17 protein-coding genes and 2 pseudogenes are annotated in these 20840 nt (G+C 39.2%); 16 read left to right on the forward strand and 3 right to left on the reverse strand.

What is annotated here, in order from left to right; translation table 11 throughout:
* Nucleotides 1-95: 95 nt before the first annotated feature.
* Together AAHB12_RS22415 and AAHB12_RS22420 are read left to right on the forward strand one after the other, a co-directional pair.
* Complete coding sequence (locus AAHB12_RS22415) at nt 96-803, forward strand: IS6 family transposase (RefSeq protein ID WP_342047175.1); 708 nt, start codon at nt 96-98, stop codon at nt 801-803.
* 49 nt (nt 804-852) lie between these two features.
* Nucleotides 853-1437: a recombinase family protein gene (locus tag AAHB12_RS22420; RefSeq protein WP_342047177.1), complete on the forward strand. Its 585-nt coding sequence runs from the start codon at nt 853-855 to the stop codon at nt 1435-1437.
* A 246-nt stretch (nt 1438-1683) separates the two neighbouring features.
* Here AAHB12_RS22420 and AAHB12_RS22425 read toward each other — a convergent pair whose 3' ends face one another.
* From AAHB12_RS22425 to AAHB12_RS22435, 3 genes are all read right to left on the reverse strand, one after another.
* Entirely contained in the window at nt 1684-3126 is a 1443-nt protein-coding gene (locus tag AAHB12_RS22425) for a glycoside hydrolase family 1 protein (protein ID WP_342047178.1), read from the reverse strand.
* A 100-nt stretch (nt 3127-3226) separates the two neighbouring features.
* The gene (locus AAHB12_RS22430) at nt 3227-5062 is read right to left on the reverse strand and encodes a beta-glucoside-specific PTS transporter subunit IIABC (protein ID WP_342047179.1); all 1836 of its coding nucleotides are present in this window, start codon (nt 5060-5062) and stop codon (nt 3227-3229) included.
* Between the two features lie 378 nt (nt 5063-5440).
* Nucleotides 5441-6019 carry a TetR/AcrR family transcriptional regulator gene (locus AAHB12_RS22435; RefSeq protein ID WP_342047180.1) on the reverse strand — a complete coding sequence of 193 codons (579 nt, stop codon included), beginning with the start codon at nt 6017-6019 and terminating at the stop codon, nt 5441-5443.
* A gap of 541 nt (nt 6020-6560) precedes the next feature.
* On the opposite strand from AAHB12_RS22435, the gene AAHB12_RS22440 reads away from it, so the two are divergent.
* The 14 genes and pseudogenes from AAHB12_RS22440 to AAHB12_RS22505 all read left to right on the forward strand — a co-directional run bounded on the left by AAHB12_RS22440 (nt 6561) and on the right by AAHB12_RS22505 (nt 20730).
* Nucleotides 6561-7757, forward strand: coding sequence for an MFS transporter (locus AAHB12_RS22440; protein WP_342047181.1), 1197 nt, complete (start codon nt 6561-6563; stop codon nt 7755-7757).
* Between the two features lie 105 nt (nt 7758-7862).
* Nucleotides 7863-8582: an SDR family NAD(P)-dependent oxidoreductase gene (locus AAHB12_RS22445; RefSeq protein WP_342047182.1), complete on the forward strand. Its 720-nt coding sequence runs from the start codon at nt 7863-7865 to the stop codon at nt 8580-8582.
* A gap of 105 nt (nt 8583-8687) precedes the next feature.
* On the forward strand, nt 8688-9539 hold the full coding sequence (locus AAHB12_RS22450; RefSeq protein ID WP_342047184.1) for an aldo/keto reductase: 852 nt from the start codon (nt 8688-8690) through the stop codon (nt 9537-9539).
* A 308-nt stretch (nt 9540-9847) separates the two neighbouring features.
* On the forward strand, nt 9848-10603 hold the full coding sequence (locus AAHB12_RS22455) for a carboxymuconolactone decarboxylase family protein (protein WP_342047185.1): 756 nt from the start codon (nt 9848-9850) through the stop codon (nt 10601-10603).
* 18 nt (nt 10604-10621) lie between these two features.
* The gene (locus AAHB12_RS22460; protein WP_342047187.1) at nt 10622-11368 is read left to right on the forward strand and encodes an SDR family oxidoreductase; all 747 of its coding nucleotides are present in this window, start codon (nt 10622-10624) and stop codon (nt 11366-11368) included.
* A 217-nt stretch (nt 11369-11585) separates the two neighbouring features.
* On the forward strand, nt 11586-11897 hold the full coding sequence (locus tag AAHB12_RS22465; RefSeq protein WP_214809364.1) for a Dabb family protein: 312 nt from the start codon (nt 11586-11588) through the stop codon (nt 11895-11897).
* A gap of 645 nt (nt 11898-12542) precedes the next feature.
* Nucleotides 12543-13673 (forward strand): tyrosine-type recombinase/integrase, encoded by a 1131-nt coding sequence (locus AAHB12_RS22470; protein ID WP_342047191.1) that lies wholly within the window; start codon nt 12543-12545, stop codon nt 13671-13673.
* Nucleotides 13670-15774 (forward strand): annotated as a pseudogene (locus tag AAHB12_RS22475) (tyrosine-type recombinase/integrase). Before AAHB12_RS22470 ends, AAHB12_RS22475 begins: the two are co-directional and overlap by 4 nt.
* The gene (locus AAHB12_RS22480; protein WP_342047192.1) at nt 15767-16147 is read left to right on the forward strand and encodes a DUF6262 family protein; all 381 of its coding nucleotides are present in this window, start codon (nt 15767-15769) and stop codon (nt 16145-16147) included. Before AAHB12_RS22475 ends, AAHB12_RS22480 begins: the two are co-directional and overlap by 8 nt.
* 289 nt (nt 16148-16436) lie before the next feature.
* Complete coding sequence (locus AAHB12_RS22485) at nt 16437-17012, forward strand: TetR/AcrR family transcriptional regulator (protein WP_251685875.1); 576 nt, start codon at nt 16437-16439, stop codon at nt 17010-17012.
* A gap of 463 nt (nt 17013-17475) precedes the next feature.
* Nucleotides 17476-18672, forward strand: a complete 1197-nt coding sequence (locus AAHB12_RS22490; protein WP_338787746.1) for an MFS transporter — start codon at nt 17476-17478, stop codon at nt 18670-18672.
* A gap of 97 nt (nt 18673-18769) precedes the next feature.
* The gene (locus AAHB12_RS22495) at nt 18770-19480 is read left to right on the forward strand and encodes an SDR family oxidoreductase (protein WP_342047196.1); all 711 of its coding nucleotides are present in this window, start codon (nt 18770-18772) and stop codon (nt 19478-19480) included.
* A gap of 115 nt (nt 19481-19595) precedes the next feature.
* Nucleotides 19596-19838, forward strand: a pseudogene (locus AAHB12_RS22500) (aldo/keto reductase); the annotation flags it as partial.
* Nucleotides 19839-19878: 40 nt separating this feature from the next.
* Nucleotides 19879-20730 (forward strand): aldo/keto reductase, encoded by an 852-nt coding sequence (locus AAHB12_RS22505; RefSeq protein WP_342047198.1) that lies wholly within the window; start codon nt 19879-19881, stop codon nt 20728-20730.
* Nucleotides 20731-20840 lie beyond the last annotated feature (110 nt).

Genomic DNA, 20840 nt, shown 5'->3' on the forward strand with positions numbered 1-20840 from the left:
TCTGGTTCTGGTGCAAAAAACTCAAAGCAATTGCAATTAATCTCTAAAGCTTGGATATACTGATACTATTACTCTAAAAAAGGGGCATGATCAGTATGGAAAAGCAAAATTTGTTCAAGTGGAAACATTATCAGCCTGACATTATTTTGTTAACAGTGAGATGGTACCTACGGTACAACTTAAGTTTTCGTGATTTGGTGGAAATGATGGAGGAGCGTGGCCTATCCATGGCTCATACAACGATTATGCGTTGGGTTCATCAATATGGACCGGAATTAGATGAAAGAGTAAGACGTCATCTTAAGCCAACAAATGATTCCTGGAGAGTCGATGAAACGTATATCAAAGTAAAAGGTCAATGGATGTACTTATATCGTGCAGTTGATTCAGAAGGGAATACCATTGATTTTTATCTAAGTGAATCAAGAGATAAACAAGCAGCCAAGCGCTTTTTCAAGAAAGCCTTGGCTACTTCTCATGTTTGTAACCCCCGCGTCATAACAGTGGATAAAAATCCAGCTTATCCTGTAGCGATTCAAGAATTAAAAGAAGAGAAACGTATGCCTGAAGGCATCCAAATGAGACAAGTGAAATATCTCAATAATATCGTAGAACAGGATCATCGTTTTATAAAAAAGCGAGTTCGTTCGATGTTAGGATTGAAATCATTTCGTACAGCTACTTACATACTGAGAGGCATAGAAGCCATGCATATGATGAAAAAGAAGCAGGTTCATCAGGGGGTGAAGTCTGCCCAAAATCAAAAAGACTTCATCCATAAATTGTTTGGATTAGCTTCATAAGTTAGCAATTTAAAGGAAACTCACACTCTATGTTTCTAACGAGTGATTTTTGCACCAGAACCGGAAAATCGGTTATGTACGAGTGAGTTCTGTTGACCAGAATCCTGCAAGGCAGTTTCAGCAACTGAACGAAATCGAAATGGACATTATCTTTGAAGAGAAACTGTCTGGAGCGACACAGGATCGACCAGAGTTGCAAAAAATGTTGGAATCCCTTCAACAAGGGGACATCATTTTTGTTACGGACCTTACTCGAATTACTCGTAGCACAAGAGATCTATTTGAATTAGTAGATTACATTAAACAAAAGAAGGCGAACTTAAAGTCCTTGAAAGACACATGGTTAGACCTATCGGAAGATAATCCCTATAGCCAATTTTTAATGACGGTCATGGGTGGAGTAAATCAATTAGAGCGTGATCTAATTCGAATGCGTCAACGTGAAGGAATTGATTTAGCGAAAAAGGAAGGGAAATACCGTGGAAGAGTCAAAAAGTATCACCATAAGCATGCCGGGATTAACTATGCAGTAAATCTTTATCGAGAAGGCAAAATGACCGTAAAGCAAATTTGTGAAATTACGAATGTTTCTAGGTCGGCCTTATATCGAAAGCTTTCAGAAGGGAAAAAATAGTTCGTTTTTATTCCTTTAAAGGGCCATACTCTTGAATAGGTATATGACCGCTTACTAATTTAAAAGCATATAGAGAGCTGCATCACGCTGTTAAATAAACGCGCCCATTACCTTAAGTATAATGATTCACAATCCCCCACAGACTAAAAACTCCCTTCTAGAAGTAAGAAAGGGAGTTTTTCAGATTAGTCGTTATAAAACAAGGGTAATAAGGTTAATAAAGATGTAAATATCAAATTTTGCTTGTTATAATTTTTCCCCATTTGTTGCTATTACGTCTTTATACCAGAAGAAGGACTTTTTCTTTTTTCGTTCTAATGTCCCGCTGCCATCATCGTGTTTATCGACATAAATGAGACCATAACGTTTGGACATTTCTCCTGTTGAAGCACTGACCAAATCAATACAGCCCCAAGGAGTATACCCCATCAGTTCAACGCCATCTTCAATCGCTTCCGCCATTTGTTCGATATGGGTGCGGAGGTACTCAATTCGATAATCATCGTGAATTGAGCCATCTTCCTCTACCTTGTCTTTGGCTCCTAAACCGTTCTCAACAATAAAAAGTGGTTTACGGTATCTGTCATATAATTCGTTCAAGGAAACTCTTAATCCGATAGGGTCTATTTCCCATCCCCACTCACTCGCTTTTAGGAATGGATTTTTCATTCCTCCTAAAATATTTCCTTCCCCAATGTCAGCAGCTGCCTTTTCTTTCCTTTCGGTAAGTGACATATAATAACTAAAGCTAATAAAATCAACTGGATAAGTTCTCAAAAGCTCTAAATCACCAGGTTGCATTTCAAGATTAATGTTATGTTCTTTAAAGTAACGCTTGATGAAAGCAGGATATTCTCCTCTTACCTGAACATCACCACAGAAATTATTAAGGAAGCGCGATTTTTGTAGAGTATACATTACATTTTCAGGGTTACTATCATAAGAATATATAGGTGCATATATAATCATACACCCTATTTTTGCATCAGGAATGATTTCATGGCAAGCCTTTACCGCTAAACTGCTTGCAACGAATTGGTGATGGTAAGCTTGGAACGTTGGCTGATATTTATCCTCTTCCTTTTGAATCGCAAAACCAAGACCCAGAATCGGTAATTCAAGACCAGAATTGATTTCGTTGAATGTCAGCCAATACTTTACCTTGTTTTTGTAACGGTTTAAAATTACTTTTGCATATCTTTCAAAGAACGTAACAACTTCTCGACTTCTCCAGCCGCCGTATTCTTTCACAAGATTTACCGGCATTTCATAGTGAGACATCGTGACAACTGGTTCAATACCATACTTATGCAATTCATCAAACACACGGTCATAAAAAGCTAAACCTGCTTCATTTGGTTCCAGCTCATCTCCATTAGGAAAAATCCTTGTCCAAGCGATGGACATACGGTATACTTTGAATCCCATTTCTGCAAATAACGCTATATCTTCTTTGTAGCGATGATAGAAGTCGATCGCCTCATGGTTCGGATAACTATATTTTTCTGTATCAATTTCAAAGTTGAAGCCTGGTGACTGTAATAACCTAAGTCGTTCTTTTCCACCTGGTAGAACATCTGCAATATTTAATCCTTTATTCCCTTCATGAAAACCGCCTTCTAATTGATTTGCTGCGGTAGCTCCACCCCATAAGAAGCCTTCTGGAAATTTCTTGTCTTCATAATTCATAATGTAAATCCTCCTCAATTACTATCTATTTACAATAGTTAAAGCAATTTATATGGGGAAACGTAATCAAGTCTCTCCCCGTATTTCTAAAAGAAGACGATTAAATGACTACTGTCAGTAAACCTTCTTTTGCCTGAATAGTTTCTTTATTGGTTTCAATAACATCTACATAATGATTTGTATTTGTAATAATAATTGGGGTAGTAATTGGATACCCAGCTTCTTTTATTTTTTCAATATTAAAGTTAACTAATAGATCACCTTGCTTCACCCGATCTCCCTGTTTAACGACCGGTGAATAGTATTTTCCTTCTAATTGGACAGTATTGATTCCGATATGGATTAATATTTCTGCACCTTGGTCTGACGTGATACCAATTGCATGCCCTGTCGGAAAAACTGTTGTAACAATACCATTAACAGGAGAGACAGCTTTACCAACAGTTGGATCGATTGCGATTCCTTTTCCCATAGCTCCTGATGAAAACACTTGATCATCCACTGCTGCTAATGGCTTAACTACCCCTGTTAACGGGCTGACAATTGCTTCTTGTTTTCCAATTGGCTGTCCGGCTTCTACCTTGTTTTCTTCAACTTCTTTTTTCTTTTTATCTTCATAGCCAAAAATTAAAGTTAAAATTGTTGCAGTAGCAAAAGAAATTAACGCAGCAATAGTATATGGTACCAATGGTGAGTAGGCTGGAATACTTAAGAAAGATGGAAACGCAATTGACATTGCTTTTGCTCCAACAGAACCACTAATTGCGCCTCCAATAACTCCAGCTATTACAATGTAAGGAATAGTGCGCTTGTTACGAAGAACTAACCCATACAGAATTGGTTCTGTTACCCCAGACAATGCGCCAGGCAATAACGTAGATCCAGCAAATGATTTTATGGTTTTGTCCTTAGTTTTTAAGAAAATACCCAATGCCAGTCCCACTTGTGCAAATATAGCGGCGGCTGCCATTGCAAGCAATGGATCTCCACCATTAGCTAAGTTTTCCATAACAATCGGTGTAAATCCCCAGTGAAGACCAGTTAAGACGATGAAAGCCCAAGCGCCGCCCATTACAGCACCTGTCAAGATTCCACTTTTGGTAGATAAAAAGCTAATTCCATGTCCAATACCATTACCCAGATATACACCGAAAGGACCTAAAGCAATTACCGTTAATGGTACGATGATGATTAATGACAACATTGGAACCAAAAACATTTGTACATCTTTATGAATGATTTTCTTAAGAAATCTATCTAAAACAACATAGGCACCAATTGCGATAAAAGCAGGGAACACAGAAGAAGAATAATTCATCAAAACAACCGGAATTCCAAGAAAATCAGAGACATCACCCGTATTCTGTAACAAGCTTGCAAAATTCGGCTCTAATAATGCAGCTCCAATGGCTCCGCCCACGTAAGGATTTGCTCCAAGTTTTGTAGAAATTGTAATACCCAGAAAGATTGGAAGGAAGTAAAAGACCGCGTTTCCAGCTGCTGATAAAATATGGTACGTTCCACTTTCTGCTGATAATACTCCAGTCATTGATAAAATATTTAACAACACCTTAAGCATACCTGCACCGGCAAAGGCTCCGAGCAATGGGGAAAAAGCACCTGAAATAACTCCAAAAATTTGTGTTCCAATACTTCCTTTTGGTTCATCTTTGGATTTTGTTTCAACACCTACATTCGCAATCTTTGTAATTGCTTTATAAATCTCCGACACATGGCTTCCGACTACAACCTGAAATTGTCCACCGTTCTCTACAACGCTGAGAACTTCATCTAAGTTTTGAAGGGTTTGCTTATTAGCTTTTTTAGGATCTTTTAATTTAAAACGCAAACGAGTCGCACAATGCACAACACTAGCTATGTTTTGTTCTCCACCGACTAACCCTACTATTTCTTTTCCTAGTTTTTCATAACTCATTACCATACACCCCCATTTTTTAAAAAGAAAAACCTAAACATTAAAATTGAAGACGTAAAAAGTCCACTCCTAGTTTTCATAACTCATTGCCATACACCTCCATTTTTAAAAAAAAGAAAAACCTAAACCACTAAAATTGAAGACATAAGAAGTCCACAGTAAGACATAAAAAGTCCACCATAAGACATAAAAAGTCCACGATTTTAGCGATTTAGGTTTTGCCTGCATGACCAGTAACAATCCTGTATCACCTTTATTGATTTTTATTCGTTATTGGGCATCTGTCTATCATTATAAACAGTAAAAAAACGCTTTCAATAACCAAATTCCTACGATTCGTGTATTAGTGCACAAATCGATTAAATTTTGTAATTATTTTTATCCCATTTCTTTTTCACTAAATTGAGCTAGTTTTTCCATGGAATCTAGCAGTATCCACACTTGTTCTTGTATAACATGAGGTGGGTAAGGCATTTCATTCTTGAACCACCATTCCACTACCCCTACGTAAGCCGTTCCGAAAAATTGAAGAATAACCTCTTCGCTTAAACCGCGATTTTTTCCTTCTGTTATATTCCATCCATCCTTGATAACTTCGATGACAAACTCAAGGAACCGGCTACGGAAGAAAGGGGCTCCTTTACTGGCTAACATCGCCGAAAAGAATGAATAATGGCGTCCAAAGTATTCGAACCAGCTCACACCTGCATTTAAATCATCCGTTTCATCTGCGGATTCACACATTTCTCGTAGTTCGTTAATATGTTCTTCAATGAGCTTATCAAGCAGATCAAACTTATCCATGTAATGAAGATAGATGGTTCTTCGATTCACATTGGCCCTGTCAGCAATATCCTGTATCGTAATTTGATCAAAATTTTTTTCAGACATCAGTTCAATAAAAGCTTTTTTTATTGCTTCTTGAGATCTGAGTATTCTTCTATCAACCGTAGACATTGTAAGAGTCCCCCATCCTTCTTAAAAATAAATACACAATTCCAATCAACCTGTGCACTAATACACAAATCGTGGTGATTTAGTGATTGTTAACATTCTATTTCTGCTTATAATTATACACAGATGTGGCTTAAATCATCAATGTGAATTAAAAACAAGGAGATGATGATATAAAAAACAAGTACCATGCAAAAACAACCATCTGAAAATGGAAGGGAATCTCTATCTTTAGTTTATCGTTCTCATTTATACAATTCGAAAATAGTAAGACCTGCATATGGTTCTCCGTATCTGTTCTGCTACTACTTTTCAAAAATTTCAGATTAATAGTGAATTTTAAATTATTGACTTCGTGTAACACGAAGGTTGTATAGTTACAATTGTTTAATGCTCAAATTATAAATTCTTATGATCAGTCATGCCATGTAAAGCAATTTATAAGGAAAGCAACTTAAAGAAGGATTAAAAAAAGTGAAATAAACAGTTGCGACAGTATATTAACGAGGCTGTCACAGCCGTTAGATTATTAGGAGGTTTCATAATGTCCAAAATATCCACCAACTCCGACCGCCGGATGACCCCGGCGAAAACAATCATCTTCGCGATTGCCGCGGGGCTGGCAGTCGGGAATCTTTATTTGTCTCAACCACTGTTCCAGATTATCGCCTCGTCTCTCGGCGTCTCATCATCGACCGCTGCGATGCTGGTAACCGTCACCCAGTTTGGATACGCGCTTGGGATATTCCTCCTAGTGCCACTAGGTGATGTTCTTAATTTACGTCGGCTAATTCCACTGATTCTGAGTCTATCAGCAGTGATGCTTATGGTCTCCGCCATAGCACCGACGTTCTCCGTCCTACTAGCAGCGCTCGGCGGCTTAGGATTGACCACTGTCTCTGCACAGCTTCTGACTCCATTAGCCAGTGAACTGGCTGAGCCTGAGCGACGTGGACGAGTAGTCAGCACGGTCGCTTCGGGAGCTCTAATCGGTATTCTACTTTCACGCACTATTAGCGGCTTAGTAGCCGATCTTCTTGGGTGGAGGGCGATCTATGGATTAGCAGCAGGTGTCGCAATTATTCTTGCTATCATACTGTACAAAATTATTCCGCAACTCGAACCACGCGAACGTATTTCCTACCCACGTCTTTTAGGATCGGTGTTCACAACCGTGGCACGTCATCGTGCAGTGCCTCCGACGTTGGTCATTTCTGCAGCGAACTTCGCCGTGTTCTCGCTGTTTTGGACATCATTAACTTATCTGCTAACAGCGGAGCCATTCTCTTACTCGGCAGGTCAGATAGGGCTCTTGGGACTTGCTGGCTTAGCTGGTGCTCTTGCTGCAAGGCGTGCAGGTGTCTTGCACGACCGTGGCTGGTCCGTTCCTGCTGCAGGAGGCGCCTTAGCGTTACTCGCATTGTCACTGATTGCGGCTTGGGTTTTGAAAAATTCAATCATTGGACTGATTATCGTTGTTATTGTCTTAGATATCGCTACGCAGACCAACCTGGTTTTGGGACAGACCCGTCTCCTCGCTCTTCCTGGTTCTGCACGAAGCCGTCTGAACACGGCTTTCGTAGTGAGTAACTTTCTTGGAGGTGCGATAGGTTCGGTCATTGCTGGTCCACTTTGGGCATTCGGCGGTTGGTCCGCGATTATGGTCGCTGCCCTGGTCATTACCCTCGTTGGACTCATCATCTGGTCCGCTTTACGTACCCGCCTGTACGATGCGACTTGATTAAAGGATTGTATGAGAAGTAGAGTCCTAAAGGGAGGTGGGGGCTTCATTGATAATTTGTTGGATTTGTTAAAAACAGGAAAATAAGTTTGGAGGTGAATGAAAATGACAAAAATTTTTATTTCAGGATCGTCAACAGGTCTTGGTGCATTGACAGCAAAAGAGCTAATTGCTCAAGGAAATGAAGTAGTTTTACATGCACGCAATGAAGCTCGTGCAAAAGAGGCTTTAAAAGAAAATCCTGGTGCCACTCAGGTGGTCATTGGAGACCTAGGAAAGAAAGAAGAAATTCTCTCAGTGGCTAAACAAGTCAATCAATTCGGTCGATTTGATGTCATTATTCATAATGCAGGAGTTTACACGACAGATGCTCGTTTAACCTACACAGTGAATATTGAAGCGCCTTATCTTTTAACTAGCCTTATTGAGAAACCTAAACGGATTATTTATGTCTCATCTAGCATGCATCGCGGTTCTAGATTGAACATTGATCATTTAGAACAAGGAACAGATTATTCAAGTTCCAAATTAGCCTTGTTATTACTGATGAAAGCGGTCAGTCGTTTATGGCCAGATGTGCTCGTCAATGCAGTTGATCCTGGCTGGGTGCCAACTCGCATGGGTGGTGCAGGCGCAAATGATTCTCTTGAAGGTGGCTATTCCTCACAGGTTTGGCTAGCTAGTGGTGAGGATAAAAATGCCTTGAGCTCAGGGAATTATTACTACCATAAGAAGCTTTCTCGTTATGATGAAAGAGTAGAAAATATTGACTTGCAAAATCAACTGCTAGCCAAATTAGAAGAAGCAACACAAATAAAATTATAAAAATATGATCAGTAACTTTAAAAAAATGATAATAGACATTGTGTAAAAATGAACTTGAACTATGGGTTCGTTACTCTAAGGCTTAAGAATATAGGAGGATTTTATATGCAAAAAGTAATTTTGAACAATGGTGTGGAGATGCCTATTCTCGGTTTTGGTGTTTATCTGATTGAAGATGCAAATGAATGTGAACAGGCTGTTTATGATGCCCTTATGGCAGGCTATCGTCTGATTGATACGGCTGCTGCATATCTAAATGAAGAATCGGTTGGCAGAGCAATCAAACGGAGTGGTGTGCCAAGAGAGGAAATATTCATTACTACGAAAGTATGGATTCAGGATGCCGGTTATGAGAATACAAAAAAAGCATTTGCAAAATCAATAGAAAAATTACAAGTGGATTATTTGGATTTGTATTTAATTCATCAGCCTTTTGGTGATGTATACGGTTCTTGGCGTGCAATGGAAGAATTGTATCGTGAGGGAAAGATTAGGGCAATCGGAGTTAGTAACTTCAAGATGGACCGTCTAATAGATTTAATGGATCATAATGAAGTGATTCCTGCCGTAAACCAGATTGAAACGCATCCTTTCACCCAGCAAATTGAAAGTGAAAAATTGATGAAAGAGAACAATGTTCAGATCGAGTCCTGGGGTCCTTTTGCTCAAGGGAAAAATAACATCTTCCAAAATGAAGTTTTAGTATCAATAGCAGGAAAGTATAATAAATCCGTCAGTCAGGTGGTTTTACGTTGGTTAACACAAAGAGAAGTTGTTGTGATCCCAAAGTCTGTTAACAAAGAAAGAATCATTGAAAACTTCAATATCTTTGACTTTGAATTAAGCCAAGAGGATATGGAGACGATTGCTACTTTAGATACGAAAAAAAACCTTATCTTTGATCATTACGATCCAGCAAACGTGAGATTCCTCGGTAACGTTAAATTTGACATATAAAACTGTATTACAAGGAAGTACCGAGAATCATATCACAAGTGAGCGTAAACTTTAAAAGTAAGCTGCTGAGGCTCTTTTGGACGATAATAGTAGAGTAGGCAAGGTTAAAAAGAATATTAAATTAAACTACCCGATAATGCTGGGGTAGTAATACTGAATGAGCTACTATTTTATCAGTTCAAGAACGATACTTTTCGAAACCTTTACTAAGCTCCCTCAGTACGATTTAATTTTCTCTCGAATAATCGTAACTTTAACTTGATACTTTAAGCAAAATAGAAAAGTAAGTCCTAAAAGGTGGTCTAAATATGAACCGTGTTGAAAAGAGCAAGGAAAAATACAAACAACTATTTGGGAATGGAGTACCTGCCGCATACGCTACCGACTCTGATTTTCAAGACATCCTGAGCCGATTTATTTTTGGGGAAGTTTTTTATCAAGGTAATCTGGATGACAAACATCGTGAGCTTATCACTCTGGTTGTGCTTGCGACCAATCAAACATTACCTCAATTAAAGGCTCATGTTCAAGCTGCGCTGAATGTTGGGCTGACTCCGGTTGAAATCAAGGAGGCGGTTTACCAATGTGCTCCATACATTGGATTTCCGAAAACGCTAAACGCCATAAATGAAGTCAATGAGGTTTTCAAATCCAACAATATTACATTACCACTTGAAAGCCAAAAACAAGTTGAAGAAGACAATCGTTTTGATAAAGGTCTTGCAACTCAAGTAGAGATATTTGGAGATATCATTGCAAAGATGCGGGAAGGTGCCCCAGCAAATCAAAAGCATATTCAGGATTATCTTTCTTCTTTTTGCTTTGGAGATTTCTACACCCGTGGCGGGCTTGATTTGAAAACACGGGAGTTGTTGACACTCTGTATCGTTAGTGCGTTGGGTGGTGCAGAAGGTCAAGTAAAAGCACATGTGCAGGGGAACAAAAATGTTGGCAATGACAAGGAAACCTTAATCACCGCCATCACCCACTGCATTCCCTATATGGGCTTTCCGAGAACACTAAACGCATTAAATTGTATTAATGAAATTATTCCTGAAAACTAAGAAAGGGTGTTATTTATTATGTCTAATATTCAAGATAAAGTTGTCGTTATTACGGGTGCTTCTAGCGGTATTGGAGAAGCCACTGCAAGAGAACTTGCATCTAAAGGTGCAAAATTGGTCCTAGCTGCTCGTCGTGATGACCGTTTAAAGAAATTGCAAGCTGAAATTCAAAATAACGACGGACAAGCTATTTATAAAGTGACCGATGTAACTTCTCGTCAGCAAATGGAAGAACTAGCCCAATATGCTCTTAAAGAGTTTGGAAAAATTGATGTACTAGTCAACAACGCCGGAATCATGCCACGGGCTTTTCTTGCTGAGAATAAAGTTGATGAGTGGGATAAGATGATTGATGTCAACATCAAAGGTGTTCTATATGCTATTGCTGCTATTGTTCCATCTATGAGAGAGCGCAAATCAGGTCATGTTATCAATCTTTCTTCTGTAGCTGGACATAATATCTACCCAGGCGGAACGGTATATTGTGGTACCAAATTTGCAGTAAGAGCCATTTCTGAAGGCTTGCGTCAAGAAGAAGCAATGAACAAGACAAATATCCGTGTGACAAATATTTCTCCTGGGGCAGTTACCAGTGAACTTTTAGAAACTACAACTGACCCAACGATGAAAGCAGGATTATATGAATTTTACAAAATTGCAATTGATGCGGATAGCGTTGCTCGTGCCATCGCATTTGCTATTGAGCAACCTTCCGATGTAGCCGTTAACGAGATGATTATTCGTCCAACTGTTCAAGTTGGTTAATTATAAAAAATAAAGTTTATGGATACGGGCAAAGGCTCTCACGATCCCGAGGCAAACGGCCTTGGCGAAACGCTCCTGAACGCATATAAGATCGAGGACTGATAAAAGTCAAAAGTGAGGAGTTTATGTCCGAGATAATTGTCTTTTACTCCCGTGCGGACAATGTCGTCAACTTAAGAACTAAGTTAAAAATATTCAAGTTAAAGGAAGGATTAAAATGATTAGACATATTTTTATTGCACCAATTAAAGAAGGCATAACAGAAGAAAAACTGAATAAAGAAATAAATTTGTTGAAAGCGATGAAGGATAATATTCCTGAAATCATGGATCTGACAATAGGAAAAAATACAGGCTGGGTTGGTGGCGAAAACGCAGTAACGATGGTTGTAGATCTGAAGGATAAAGAGGCGTTTGAAGCCTATATGGTGCATCCGTATCATGCATTCATAAACAGCATAAATGGAACAGAGGATGATTGCTTTGTCACCAGCGGATTATATTCCGCACAAATAGAATATGAGAAGTGAAGTTTTATGAACATATTAGTACTGAATTGAAGCCCGCGTAAAAACGGAAATACATCAAGGCTCGTTAGTTCTTTTCAAAAGGGAGCAGAGGAATCCGGCCACATAGTGACGGTTAGAGGGTGGCATTCCAAGAAATTCACGTATGTAAAGCCTGCGAATATTGCCGCACGAAAGAAAATGGGAAATGTGTTTAGGAGGATGATATGCAAGCCATCTACCCCGAAATATTAGCTGCGGATATGTTGGTGTTGGCATCCCCTATTTATTGATAACGGGACAAATGAAATGTACCCTGCACAGGACATACGCTTTTGGTAGGCTTTCAAATATCAAAAAGGCTGCTTTAATTTTAGTGACGTTTATAATCCCGCCATTGAACAGTATAAAGACGTAATTAGTTGCTGGGGGACAATCATATTTAAACATACTATAATTAGAAGAGGATACTATGTCCAATATAGGGAGTATATCCTCTTTTTTCTTACATGATATACTCTATAACCAGACATTGAAAAGATAGTCTATCATGTATATGAATGATAAGAGCATGTATGTTTGTTTATGAGTTAGGGGACGTAGCTCACAGCGGGAGGCGTAGCGAGGTCGACAGACCAAGCGTAAAAAGGTTTTAGGGGGTGAAAAGTTGTGCGTGTACAAGAGGTGATCTTAGAGAATGGCAAGAGATACATATTAATAGATTCGGAAGGCATTCCTGTGATCCCTGTGGTAAAGTATCTTAAGTATTTGGATGCCACAGGGAAAAGTAGCAACACCCAGAAGACGTACTGTTATGCGTTAAAGCAGTATTTCCTGTACTTACAGGAGACAGGGAAGGATTATAGGGAGATCCGATTGGAGGATTTGGCGGAATTTGTGGGGTGGCTTCGAAGTCCATATGAGAGTACCAAGGTGACGTCCCTTCGACCTGAGCAGGCAAAGAAAACGGAGAAGACGGTGAACCTGACGGTCACCACTGTCACAAACTTCTATGACTATCTGTACCGTAACGAAGAGCTGCTGCGTTATATGGACGAAAAACTCATGCGGCAAGTTTTCACAGGTGGAAGAACACGATATAAGAGTCTTCTTCACCACATCAATAAGGACAAGCCGTCCATACGGAATGTGCTGAAGGTAAAAGAACCTCGTAAGAAGATACAAACACTCACAAAGGAACAGGTGCAACAAGTCTTGGCGGCAACAACGAATATACGGGACACCTTCCTCATCCAATTATTGTTCGAGACAGGATTGCGGATCGGAGAGACGCTCTCGTTATTCTTGGAGGATTTCCAGTTTGACCATGGAAAAGGGCATCGCATTCGTCTGACGGACCGTGGGGAATTGGAGAATGGCGCGAAGCTGAAAACAGGGGAACGGGAGATCTTCGTGTCGCAATCCCTCATGGACTTGTACGACGATTACCTGTATGAAGTGATCGACGAATTAGACATGGATACCAACTTCGTGTTCGTCAAGCTGCGTGGGAAGAATGCGGGCAAACCTATGACATATGGGGACGTAGAAGCCCTGTTCAAGCGGTTGCGGCAGAAAACAGGGATTGACGTGCACCCTCACCTGTTCAGACACACTCATGCGACGATGTACTACCAGGAGACAAAAGATATCAAACAGGTGCAAGAGCGTCTGGGGCATTCGCAAATCCAAACGACGATGAACCTGTACCTTCATCCTTCGGACGAAGAAATCCGTAAGGATTGGGAGAAGGCGCAGAGCGCATTTCAAATCCAACGACAGAACGGCGGGGGAGAATGAGACAAACACAGCAAATCAGGACAGAACAATTAGGATTCCATGAGCGCTTGCAGCGCGAGCTGTCAGGTTATCCTGTGAAGACGATACAAGATGATGGTTCCGTTACCTACAAGACCCCTATTTCTTGGTCAACGACGTTTGGATTAGTGGCTTTATCGGTGATATTCCGCAGTTTCAGAAGATGGCGGAGAATTATGCGGGCCCAAATCAAAATGTACATTTTAAGATTACCAGCCCGACTGTCAACCTGGAAGTGAAGTATGTGTGTTACCGGAAACTATTCAACGACAAATGGATGTTGAGCCACGTGTTTAAGGGACAAGCAACGAACTTGCGAAAGTTGACAGCGTTTCTCAACGAAAAATACACTGCCCTTCCCTCTCTCCTTGACTTGGACATCAACCAAGCGGAACGGGAATGGTGGTTTTGGTTACAGGAGCAAGGGGTTTCAACACAGCGACCTACGCAGGACATAACGTATGGCGAGTACATAAAGAAAACAGCCGTAGCAACCTTTTTACGATTCATCCACTCCAATCTCTTTGCGTTGACAGACGTACGTGAAGAATGGGACAAAGACCGATGGGATGTGCGGGTATTGCATGATCAATATGGGATTCCTTATAACAAAAGCAAAGCAGATTATTATCTTAATTTCACAAAAATTGAACAAGTGGAAGTGTGCAAACAGATAAAAAAATATATCAAACAACGCTTACTCAGTAAAAATAAATTCTCATGGAGTTCAGCAAAAAGCTACTTACATAATTTATCAAAATTTCTGTCTTTTGTATTTTCGCAGGAACCTACTTGGGAGAATTTGAAAGGCTTGAAGCGTTCTCATATGGAGCAATACATCCAATGGTTACATGAATATGCCAAGAGCAATGTAAAACAGAAAAATGCACATCCAGAACATTTTATATCAAACACATTAGTTTATGTGGGACAATTTCTCGAAGACATCCAGCGATATGAATATGACATCGCGCCCGAAACCCATGTACAATTGTTGCTTTTTCCTGAAGACAAACCGAAACTGAGGAAGAAGTCCGTTGACCAAATTGATTACATTCCTGATTTTGTGTTGGAACAACTTTTTACGTACATCAACGATTTACACAAAGACGTTATCCCTGTCGTATGGGTGGCTTACAAGACGGGGCTGCGGATCTCAGACGTATTGGGCTTAACCTCTGATTGCTTGGAACGGCTGAACGGCAAATATTCCATTGTGACAGATATTGAAAAAACCTATGTGAAGGGACATCGAATCCCAATCGATGAAGAAATGGCAAACATCTTGGCGGTTCTCATTCACAAATCCAAAGAGAACAGCAATCAAGACAATAACCCGGAAGGGTTTATTTTCGTTCGCTATCACGGTTCTCGGAAAGGAAGACCTTATTCCCAAGCTTGGGTTCAAGCAAAACTGAATGTCTTGGCAAACGAGAAAAACATCGTAGACGAGAAAGGAAATATGTTTCATTTCAAGCCCCATCAGTTCCGCCATACTTACGCGGTCAAAATGTTGAACGGCGGTGCGGATATTCTGACTGTGCAAGAATTGTTAGCCCATGCTTACCCTGACATGACCTTGCGGTATGCCAAGCTGTTGGATGACACGAAGCGAAAAGCATTTGAATCGGTCATCAGCCAAGGGGTGTTCAGCTTCGACCGGAATGGTGAGGTGCAGGCAATCAAGGCGGGCGAAGACATCCCCGAGGACATTCTGCACGCTCTCTGGCAGGACCATAAACTGAATGCGATGGAAAACAACTATGGAACGTGTCACGCTCGTTTAAGCGGCAGTTGTCCTTATATGGAGGAAGCTCCTTGTTTAACGTGTAACGGAGGCAGTCCTTGTAAAGATTTAGCCATCGGATTTTCCGATTTCGATATAGGGAAATATGAAGATCACATCAAAAGGACGGCCAGAAATATTGAAGTGGCAAAACAATATGGGCGTGAAGACATTGTGGAGAAGAGTCTCAAGAATTTAAAGCGTTATGAAGAAATTTTAAGCAAGCTCACAGAAGGAAACATTATCTTTGGCAGAATGGAACGAATGAAACGAAAGCAAGGTGTGAGAAATGGCTAATTATGACCGTAAAGAACAGTTAAAAGCGATTCACGCATCAAGGAAGGCTTCCTCCGCTCAAAAGGTCGATAAAGCCATCCAAAGGCTCGTGCGAGCCAATAAGCCTATCAATTTCAATAGCGTAGCGAACGAAGCTGGTGTAGCGAAAGCGACGCTGTACAACAACCAGGAGCTGCGTGATCGAATCGAAACCCTGAGGCAACAACAAGCACAAGTGCCGACTTCGAAACAAATCAAACGGGAGATGAATGACAACAACAAAGATGCCATCATTGAATCGTTGAAGCGAAGAATCAAGAAATTAGAAGATGAGAACAAGCAATTGCGTGAGCAATTGAAAGTCGCTTATGCAGAGGTTTATAAAAAAATCTGAGGGAACACCGTCCCCTCCTTTATTCAGCTAAAGGGCCGATTGTTGAATAACATTTTTTATTGTATCGTGAAGATTGTGAAGAAATGTACTTAAGCTAACTGGCAGATTAGTTTAAGTACATTTCTTCACAAAGTTATGAAAAAGCCGATCCATATTTGTGGCGCAACACTGATTTTGTGCTGCATGGATGGCTAGCGGGTTAGTTTAATAAGAATAGTTGTTGATTGTAAATATAGTTGTCCTTCAGAACCACTTGACTTTAATCGAACGTTCATTTAATGTATGGCATATGAGACATAAAGATGAAAACAAAAACGAAAGCATTTTTAATGCAACAATAGAGTTAATAAATGAACAGGGTCTTGCCGAAGTTTCTATGTCGAAGATCGCTAAAAAAGCCAAGGTATCTGCTTCAACTATTTACGTTTATTTTGAAAATAAGGAGGATTTGCTTAATAAATTATTTTTGAATGTCAAAAAGAAGATGAGTCTAGAAATATTCAACAATTTCGATGATTCAACTCCATTACAAATAGCATTTGAAACTTCTTTAAGAAAATTTATTCATTTTATCTTGACCAATAAAGATTACTTTTTGTTTATTGAGCAGTTTCAAAATTCACCCCTACTTCACAAAATCTCTCTTGAAGAAAGTATAGAATTGTTTGAACCGCTCTATAATAGTTTATTTGAAAAAGGGAAGCAGCAACATGTTTTTAAACAAGTTGATACGAATCTGCTGGTTATCTTTACTTTTAGACCGGTCATTGAATTTGCTAAAGAACATTTTAATGGAAATTCTGAATTGAATCAGGAAAAAATGGATGAAATTATTCGTATGAGTTGGGATGCTATAAAAGCTTGAAAATCGATTCTATTGAAACTTTTCGTTCAGAGGGAGCAAATGGTTAAATATTAGTTAATTCCATTGTATAAAAAACATGCTCTCTCTGATAAAAATATATATTGACTATAATCGAATGTTCGTTTAACATATGACAAGTGGAAGTTAATATTTTTTTGAAGTTAAAATGAACGAACGTTCGATTAATATTTAAAGTTCTAAGTAGCTAATTCCTTTCAGTCTTTCCGTTAAGGTGTACAGAATGAACATAAAGAAAGAGGTTAAAATATCTAATTATTAATTTGATTATAGATAAACGTACATTCGTTTATTATTGAAGGGTGGTGATATTATAAGTATCCACAATGGTACAAATCCAGATCTTCCGTCCATGAAACAGGTGACGTATCTGTTCATGCTATTTATAGAAATGCATTACCAAAAAGTTAAGATTTATAATGAATGAAAGTAGGAGAGGGATATTATGTCTAAACGAAATAGCTTGTTTATATTTATACTAACCATAGGAGTTTTCGGCATCTTAAATACTGAAATGGGTGTTGTTGGCATTTTACCTTTAATTGCTGAACACTTTCATGTCAGTGTATCCACAGCAGGGTTGCTAGTGAGTTTCTTCGCACTTGCTGTTGCTATATCTGGTCCAATTTTACCTTTATTGTTCTCTGGTATAAATCGAAAGAAGGTATTGTTACTTGTACTTGGTGTTTTCGTTCTGGGTAATATTGTCTCCATATTTGCACCAAACTTTACAATTGCATTAATTGCTCGTGTGATTCCAGCCTTTTTACATCCAGTTTATATCTCAATAGCTTTGACAGCAGCAGCTAGCTCAGTTCCCCAGGCAGAAGCTCCAAAAGCTATTTCTAAAGTAATTTTGGGAGTATCTGCAGGTATGGTAATAGGTGTACCAATCACTACCTTTATTGCTAATACAACTTCGGTTGAAAATGCGATGTTATTCTTTGCTATCGTGAATGCTGTAGCATTCATTGCTATGTTATTATTTGTACCATCTATGCCGGTTAAGGAAAGACTTTCTTACGGAACACAATTAAGCGTATTAAAAAAACCAATTTTATGGCTATCCATTTTTGCTGTCATATTTATAAATGCAGCAATATTTGGGGTTTACACTTACCTTGCCGAGTATCTCGAAACTATTACTAAAGTATCAGGGGAAACGATTAGTTTAATGTTAGTTATATTTGGTGTGGCAAGTTTAATAGGAAACCTCGTGGGAGGGACATTACTTACTAAAAATGCCATCAAATCTGTAGTGTCTTATCCATTCGCATTAGGAGCCATTTACATCTTATTACTCCTAATGGGGACGTTCACTGCACCTATGTTTATCATTGTTTTGCTATGGGGAGTATTATTTGCTGTTGGTAATAATATTAGCCAATATTGGATTGCGTCTGCAGTTCCAGAAGCTCCTGAATTTGCTAATGGATTGTTTCTAGCATTTGGTAGCTTAGGAATAACCATTGGTTCGGCAGTAGGCGGATTGTTTATATCGGGCATGGGTATCCAATACGTATTGTTAGCAGGGGCTCTATTCTTGATATTGAGTATAGTGTTTATTTTACTGAGAAACACCATGTATAGTTCCAAAAAACAACTAATTCAACATTCTATAAAAGTTGCCAATCATTCTTGATTTATATCCTTGTCCTATTTCCTTGATAGGATTAGCAGTTAAAAATGTAAATTGCCCTAACCAAGGTTATTAGGAGGAGAGAAATGTAGGATTTTAAATGTCACAGGATAATAAAAAAGTTGCTTTTGTCACCGGCGGGAATCGAGGAATTGGATATGAGCTGGTTAAACAATTGGCTTTGAAAGATTTTAAAGTTATTTTGGCAAGTCGGGATCCAAATATGGGTCATGAAGCTGCCCAAAAACTTAAGGAGTCAGATCTGGATGTTTCGTTTGTGATGATGGATGTAGACAATCAAGAAAGCATCCGTCAAGCTGCGATTACAGTAAATGAAAGGTATGGAAGATTAGACGTATTGATTAATAATGCTGGCGTGTATTTGGATGAGTATAAAAGGTTATTGACTATGGACCCTTCCATTCTAGAGAAAACGATGGCAACTAATTTCTTCGGCGCTTGCCATGTCATCCATTCCTTTATTCCACTCATGGAAAAGCAAGGCTATGGGAGAATTATTAATGTTTCTTCAGAACTTGGGGCGATGAGAGAAATGTCCGTTCAAGGAACAGGCGCCTATAAGTTGTCTAAACTTGCCTTGAATGGATTGACACAATTGGTAGCTGCAGAAATCAAAGGAGACATCAAAATAAACGCAGTCTGTCCGGGATGGGTAAGTTCAGATATGGGTGGACCATCCGCTCCAAGAACTCCAAAGCAAGCAGCTGAGTCTATCCTTTGGTTAGCGACTATTGGAACTGAAGGACCTAATGGGGGATTCTTCAGAGATGGAAAACCAATCGATTGGTAACATTCGAACATTATAAGCATCCTTTTTCTATTAAATGAAAAGTAATGGTAGCTATATTACGTCTATTCGTAAGTGAGAACCAATCAATTAGAATATGTGTTTTCCCTCAACATCCGATTCAGACCGGAAAGTGGTAGAACGAGTAGCAGAATTGGCGGCAAAACGCGGTGTTCTCCGCGCTCAAATCAAGCTTGCTTGGTTGCTGCAAAAGGAGCCTATTACTTCTCCTATAATTGGTGCTACGAAAATGTCTCATCCCGAAGATGCGGTAGCTTCTCTTCTGATTACCTTAACACCTGAAGATATTAGCTTCCTGGAAGAGCCGTATGTACCGCATCCAGTGCTTGGTTTTAATTAATAATTAAAATAAATAATAAAAGAATTAGGAGGATTACAAAATGCAAAAAGTAATTTTGAACAATGGTGTGGAGATGCCTATTCTCGGTTTTGGTGTTTATCTGATTGAAGATGCAAATGAATGTGAACAAAGCGTTTATGATGCCCTTATGGCAGGCTATCGTCTGATTGATACCGCTGCTGCATATCTAAATGAAGAAGCGGTTGGCAGAGCAATCAAACGGAGTGGGGTGCCAAGAGAGGAAATATTCATTACTACGAAAGTTTGGATTCAGGATGCCGGTTATGAGAATACAAAAAAAGCATTTGCAAAATCACTAGAAAAATTGCAAGTGGATTATTTGGATTTGTATTTAATTCATCAGCCTTTTGGAGATGTATATGGTTCTTGGCGTGCTATGGAAGAATTGTATCGTGAGGGAAAGATCAGGGCAATCGGAGTCAGCAACTTCAAGATGGACCGTCTAGTAGATTTAATGGATCATAATGAAGTGATTCCTGCCGTAAACCAGATTGAAACACATCCTTTCACCCAGCAAATTGAAAGTGCTAAATTTATGAAAGAGAACAATGTTCAGATCGAGTCCTGGGGTCCTTTTGCCCAAGGGAAAAATAACATCTTCCAGAATGAAGTTTTAGTATCAATAGCAGAAAAGTATAATAAATCCGTTAGTCAGGTGATTTTACGTTGGTTAACACAAAGAGAAGTCGTTGTGATTCCAAAGACTGTTCGTAAAGAAAGAATCATCGAAAACTTCAATATCTTTGACTTTGAATTAAGCCAAGAGGATATGGAGACGATTGCTACTTTAGATATGAAAAAAAACCTTATCTTTGATCATAACGATCCTGAAAGCGTGAGAATGATCGGTAACCGTAAATATGATATTTAATTCTAATACAATGAAGTACCGAGAACAATATTACAAGTGAGTGTAAACTTTAAAAGCAAGCTAACAATTGATATCCATACATGTTTATTTAATGATGTTTGTCGAATGAT

The organism is Bacillus sp. OTU530 (assembly GCF_038440375.1).